The following is a 2,348-nucleotide window of genomic DNA, read 5'->3' as shown; positions in this document are numbered from 1 at the left end:
CTCTCCTCGGGCCCCCGCGCCACCGGCACCACCACCCCACCCGCCGCCCTCGCCTCGATAAACCCCCCCAACGCAGCCCGATACCCGTCCCGGAACACCGACCCGTCGAACGGCACCGTCATCGACTCCACCAACGACTCCGCCACCGCCACCTCGGCCGCACCCGACACCACACCCGAAAAATCGAAACCCGGCTCCCGCAGCTCCTCCGGCCACACCAACACCTGCAACACCAACACCCCACCCCGAGGCCGCAACACACCCAACACCTCCCGACCCCGCAACCCCGCCCTCACCACCGCAACCCGACCCAACCCCTCCAACACATCCCGCAACACCACATAAGACCCCACACCCACCCGCTCCGGCTCCACGAAATACGCCCGCCCCGACAACAACGGATCCACCTCACCCGCCCCCACGAACTGCACCACCTCGATCGTCCGCTCCACCCCCGCCGACAAACCCCCCACATCCCCGGCGTCCAACACCACCAACCGACCATCCGGCAACACGACACCCCGACCCAACTCCGCCACACCCACCTCCACCCCGCACACCGAACACACCCGCCGATGCCGAACCCGACCACCGTCGGACCGGTGCACCTCGTGCAACCGCACCCCCCGATCCCGCACCACCCCGAACAACCGCACCGGGAACACCACCAGACCGAACGACACCGAACCCCGCCACACAGCCCTCATAACCCCTGCGTACACCCGTGCGAACATCGACTCACCCCCCTCACCCGCACAGCCCAACCCCCACCCCACCCACTACTCCCGATGCGGCAACCGCGACAACGACACGTACGTCCGATTGCCCGCCACCGCCGCCCGACGCTCCCGCGCCGTCGCCTCGATGTAGTTCTGCGACGTCGCCAACGACGCGTGCCCCAACAACGCCATGATCTCCGACGCCGACGCGCCGTCCTCCGCCAACCGCGTCGCGAACGTGTGCCGCAACGCGTGCAGGTTCGCCCCCGACGGCACCCGGTCGTGCAACCCCGCCCACCGGAAGCACGACCGCACCAGGTACTCCAACCCACCTCGCCCGATCGGCTCACCGTGCCGATCCCGCAACAACGCCGACCCCCGGTCGAACCGCCCCTGCGGAAAACGCCGCCGACACGACACCAGGTACTGCTCGATGATCCGATCCATCGCCGGCTCGATCGGCACCGACCGATCCCGGTTCCCCTTGCCCGCCACGTGCAACCGCCGCTCACCCGGCCGACCCACCACCGACGCCAACGTCAACGTCCGCATCTCCGCCGACCGCAACCCCGCCACCAAACCCAGCGCCAGCACCAGCACGTCCCGCTCCGGCCACGGATCACGCCCACGCCGCGCACCCTCCGCCGCGGCCGCCAACAACCGCTCCGGCGTGTCCTCACCCCGCAACGGCTTCGGCACCAGCGGCGGCGTCTTCGGCCGCGCCACCGCACCCATCGGGTTCCCCGCCACCAACTCCTCCGCCACGCAGAACGTCAGGAACTGGTTCCACGTCGACCACGCCCGCAACACCGACGACTTCGCGTGCGAATCCGCGAACACCCCGAACGCCGCCCGCAGGTTCCCCGCCGTCAGGTCCGCCATCACCAGGCGATCCGGGGGAGTGCCCGTCACCTCCGACAACAACGCCGTCACCCCCGCCAGGTCACGCCGGTACGCCGCCGTCGTGTGCGGCGAATCCTTCCGCGACCGACGGGCGAGGAAGAACGACTCCTGAGCGGCAAGCACCTGCATGTCGATCTTCCTACCGCACACCACCGACAATCCCGCGCACCCTCACCCGAACACCGGCCGCACCACCGCCCCGCCGAACCCGCCGGCAGGGGAGAGGGGTGACCCCACGACGACCACCGGCGTGCCCCGGCCACGCACCCTCTTAGCGCTGGTGGAAGGCATGGACGGGCCCGGCGGGGCAGGCGTCGACCGGAGGCCCGGAGAGCGAGGGCGTGGCGGAGTCGTGCGGACCGGAGCCCCGGAGACGTGTCAGTCCCCCCGCGTTCATGATCAACTCATGGATAATGGCGATTATCCATCAAATACGGGTCCGGAAGGGGATGGACCCCGACCGGGGGATGCCCCTTCCCGGACACCCTCCGCCGGCCGATCCGAGCCTCCGGAACGCGTGTCGACGTGCACGCGCACCGTTGTCGCGGTCGTCGGGCCGTCCCGGGCGGGTGGCCGGGCGCTACACGGGACGAGCCGCCAGGGCGGCCCCTGGGTGATCGACTTCCCACCGGGAACGTCGGGAACGCGCGATGCCCGTCGGTCGTCCGGCCCCGTCACACCACCCATGATCCGTCACTGTGACGTTTCTACGGTGCTGTGACAGGC

Annotated in this window: 2 protein-coding genes; both read right to left on the bottom strand. The window is 70.1% G+C overall.

The features are described from left to right. Positions 1–707 (bottom strand): Ku protein (locus AB0G02_RS35635; protein ID WP_360803484.1); only part of this gene is annotated, 707 nt, incomplete at its 3' end. 72 nt (positions 708–779) lie between these two features. Beyond that, complete coding sequence (locus AB0G02_RS35630; RefSeq protein WP_360803481.1) at positions 780–1,751, bottom strand: tyrosine-type recombinase/integrase; 972 nt, start codon at positions 1,749–1,751, stop codon at positions 780–782. Positions 1,752–2,348: the final 597 nt, after the last annotated feature.

It is taken from the genome of Actinosynnema sp. NPDC023658, from assembly GCF_040639995.1.
Lineage (GTDB): Bacteria > Actinomycetota > Actinomycetes > Mycobacteriales > Pseudonocardiaceae > Actinosynnema.
The sequence above is the reverse complement of the archived record's forward strand: the minus strand, read 5'-3'. Positions and strand labels throughout refer to the sequence as shown.

Bases quoted from the DNA above. Each gene is read 5' to 3' on its own strand.
- AB0G02_RS35630 (WP_360803481.1), bottom strand. From the start codon at position 1,751: ATGCAGGTGCTTGCCGCTCAGGAGTCGTTCTTCCTCGCCCGTCGGTCG.